Origin of the sequence: Mycobacterium sp. (assembly GCF_032159765.1) — a bacterium.
GTDB lineage: Bacteria > Actinomycetota > Actinomycetes > Mycobacteriales > Mycobacteriaceae > Mycobacterium.
Genome location: NZ_JAVHWM010000050.1, coordinates 1 through 3732, shown reverse-complemented (window position 1 = coordinate 3732; position 3732 = coordinate 1). Strand labels below are relative to the sequence as shown.

Sequence of the window (3732 nt, the reverse complement as noted above, 5' to 3'; positions counted from 1 at the left end):
ACTCCACGTGAAGAGGAGCCAGATGCGATCCATGCCGCGACACCGTCCGGCTCGGCCACTGGCCAACCCTAGTTCGACTAGGCATTCCATGGCTGGCCGTCGAGGCATCGTCCGACACGCCGAAGGCACCTTCGCGAACAGGGCGCGGTGTGGCGAGCTGGGTCGCTGCTGGGCTCTGCGCGGGCCGAGGCGGCCCGCGTCGCTCCTGGCGTGTACTTGCACCCAGACCCGCTAGTGCCTGCCTGTGGAACCCGCCTGCCCACGCGGTAACCAACTTGCAGGCCGCGGTTCAAGGTCACGTTGTCATCGGACGCGGTCTCCTGGCAGGGCCGGGCGTTAGCCAAGCCGTGCGCTGAGAGTGCTCGCGGCCTCACTCACCGCGGCGCCGAAGTCGGCTTCGGATTCCTGGGTCAGGCGGCTGATCGGGAGGTCAAGAGACGCGCCAGAAGAAATTCGAGTAGCGCGATACTCGCGACTATCGGACCGATCAGGCCGACGCTGTTGAACTAGCCAACCGGATGCGAAATACCGCATGACGGAGTTCGGCATCTTCACCGAAGGAGAAATCAGCGGATGAGTATCGAAACTCGGCTTTATCATCAGCCTGTCACCGCGCGGCAACTGCAACGCATTCTTGGCGTTGTGGATCGTGAGGCCGTCGAGCAGGCGGCCTACATGTCGATCGAAGTCACCGGGGCCGAAGCGCCCGACACCCAGTTACATCTGCGGAAGGACGACGATCGCTGGCGTGTGGAGCTACGACTCGACCGAGCCGCCGCCCGGCTCCGGCGCGGGCTGTCCGTGGAATCGGTGGGCTGGAGATCTGAGGCACAACTCACAACTCAGCTCGATGGATTCGCCCCCGCCGGGTGTGCGATACGTACTCGGCCAACGATGGAGAAACTCCCACACCGCCGAATTCGGGTTCGAGGTCCCAAAGGTGACTACGATCCGCTGGTGGTCTTCCCCGGGGATGGGCGCCACCTCCTGCAAGATAGTAGCTGGCCGTGGAATTTGACCGGTCGGGTCGAGAACAGCGATGGAGCGGTAGGCTCCGGCGTGCTGGTGGGCGACCGGCTGATGCTGACCGCTCACCACATGCGGCCTGACCGAAGTATCGCGGCTGGGAATTGGTGGATGCACTTCACTCCACAGTTCGGCTTACCCTCTGGCCAGGCGCCCTTCGGCGACAGCTTCGTGAGCGACCTAAGACACTATGACGCGGAGAGCGACAACGAATTTCGCGTTGGGCACGACTACATGCTGTGTCGACTGTTCGAGCCACTCGGACAACGGTTGGGATTTCTTGGTGCCACCACGTTCGACGACGACTGGCGCGATAAGGGCGTCTGGCACAACGTCGGATATCCAATAGATGTCGGCAATTCGACCCAACCCGCAGTTCAGGTCAATCAGAGTATTGAGGACGACTACGAGGACGACAACGGTCAATATATGGAAACCGAGGCAAGCCTCAACCATGGCAACTCGGGCGGCCCGTTCTTTTCCTGGTTCGACGATGGGCACGTCCGGCTCTGCGGAGTTGTGGCGGCGGGCGCGAACTTTGGTGATGACAACGACAACGCAGTTGCGGGCGGGCCGGATATGGTTGGGCTGATCAACAAGGGCCGCAGCGACTGGCCAGCCTAGGCATTCGGGGTTTCGTCGACCGACGGCGCGGCGCGCCGTGACTGAGTGGACTCGGCTGAGCCGGGGGATAAGCCCGAGGTCGCCGCCGAGTTCTCGTGCGGCGGGAGCGCGCCAGAAGAAGCAGGCCTCCGTCTCGGCTACGGCGGTCGCATCGACTTCCGCTGGCCAACCGCTTTTGAGCGCTCCTCTGCGGGCGGATCAATCGCTCTGAAGCTGTCGTGGGTGTAAGACTCTGGCGCGCCAACTCGGCGGCCGGTTGAGCCACGCCGCGTCACTCGACCGCGGCGGGTGAAGCCGAGGGGTCGAGGTCTTTGGCGTTCGATCACGCTCGCCGTCAACGCGTTTCGATCCTCAGTACGGCCGTCCCTGACCACGACCGTCGCCAAGACCCCAGTCGTCGGCCGATGACCTACCCACGGCCGCGGCGTATACGGCGAGTTCGCCTATCCCGTCGACGTCGAGAAGGTCTTCGATTTCGGATCTTTGGATGGCTGCAGTGGTGAACGGCGCAAGACCGATGTTGGTACACACGAGGTGAAAGGTCTGACCCAAGTGCCCAGCATCCAAGAACATGACTCGGTACGCATGCGCGTTCGGATACTTCCACATACTGTCGGCGACCCATTCCTGACCACCGCAGAGCCGAACGAGTTCTGTTTCGGACGGCAGTTCACCGAGTCGTTCTAGCGAATGCCGCTTGACCGAGTAGTGATAGAGACCCGGTTCGACGCCTTCCACGCGCGACACGGCCGGATATACCTCGATCGGGTGTCGAGCGCCACCGGATGGACTCGTCTTGAAGAGGTATGCGCCGAGGGCCGCGAGAATGCGCCACGGCGACTAACCGAAACCTGCAGAAACGCAACGAACATGGCAACGTCACTTCGTCGACAGCCATACGTTCTCACTCACGGTCAACGCCGATGAACGAGTAGTCGAGTACGCATGACAGCACGGGCGCTGTGCGCCACCCTAGGTAGGGGACAGCGGCCCGGATGTCAGGGCCGCGACCACGAGGCTTGGGGGAGGGCTGATGAAGGTCACGGTGTGCCACAACGGGGACGATGTGTTCATTGCGTGGAAACCGACCGGCCCAATCGATGACTGCCGCGGTTTCGCGTTGCGTCGTCGACGCAACGGCGCCGACGAAGTCGTCCAGTCCTGGGTCGGCTTTGCGGGCCAAGAACACAAGGAGGGCGAGCGCCGCGATTCCACCGAGTGGCCGATCCAGCGGTTCCAGTGGACCGACTACATGGCCGATCCCGGCGACCGGGTGGCCTACCAAGTGGTACCGATGGTCGGGCACGACAAGGATCATCTCGCACCCGCCGAAGACCTCGCGAGCGAGTGGACTGACGAGATCACTCTCGATCAGCAGGTCTCACCGCACATCGAGGCGTACTTCAACCGCGGAATCGTGGCAGCACAGTGGGTTTCCCGTCGCCTGGGGCTCACCGACGACGATGAGCGGACGAAGCGACTGGCGACGAAGAAGCTTGAAACGGTCATCGAGACCCCGGAGGACCCGTTCCGCAACTACCTGACCGGGCCGCTGGGCAAGCGCCTGTTCGAGCTGCTGAAAAGCGCGACCGACGACGGTCCCGACGTGTATGCCGCGCTGTACGAACTTGACGATGAGGAACTCGAGTCGGCGTTGGAGGCGATGGGGGAGCACGCCCACGTGGTGCTGGCCAACGGCAGCGTGCACAAGAAGGGCGACGATCAGAACAAAGCGGCGCGTCAGCGTCTCACCGGCAAGATCGATCTACACGATCGCATGGTGTCCCCGCGGGCGTTGGGGCACAACAAATTCCTGGTCATCTGCGACGAAGCCAACAAGCCGCGCTGGACGTGGACCGGGAGCCAGAATTGGACCAAGACCGGGTTGTGCACACAGGCGAACAATTCGGTGCTCATTGACGATCCGGAGCTAGCTCGCGAGTACCGACATCAATGGGACCTGCTCAAGGACGCCGGCGATGCCACGCCGAAGTCGTTGAAGACGTCGAACAGCACACCGCGGCAACGGAAAATCGGTCCGGCCAACGTGACACTGTGGTTCACCCCGACCATCAAGCAGGT

Annotated in this window: 3 protein-coding genes; 2 read left to right on the top strand and 1 reads right to left on the bottom strand. The window is 62.7% G+C overall.

What is annotated here, in order from left to right; translation table 11 throughout:
• The first annotated feature begins 573 nt into the window (after positions 1-573).
• Positions 574-1650 (top strand): trypsin-like serine peptidase, encoded by a 1077-nt coding sequence (locus QOH60_RS05245; RefSeq protein WP_526417831.1) that lies wholly within the window; start codon positions 574-576, stop codon positions 1648-1650.
• A gap of 351 nt (positions 1651-2001) precedes the next feature.
• Here the strand turns inward: QOH60_RS05245 and QOH60_RS05240 are convergent, their stop codons facing one another.
• Positions 2002-2478 (bottom strand): SagB/ThcOx family dehydrogenase, encoded by a 477-nt coding sequence (locus tag QOH60_RS05240; protein WP_526417833.1) that lies wholly within the window; start codon positions 2476-2478, stop codon positions 2002-2004.
• A gap of 205 nt (positions 2479-2683) precedes the next feature.
• On the opposite strand from QOH60_RS05240, the gene QOH60_RS05235 reads away from it, so the two are divergent.
• The coding region (locus tag QOH60_RS05235; protein WP_526417829.1) for a phospholipase D-like domain-containing protein at positions 2684-3732 on the top strand (1049 nt) is incomplete at its 3' end.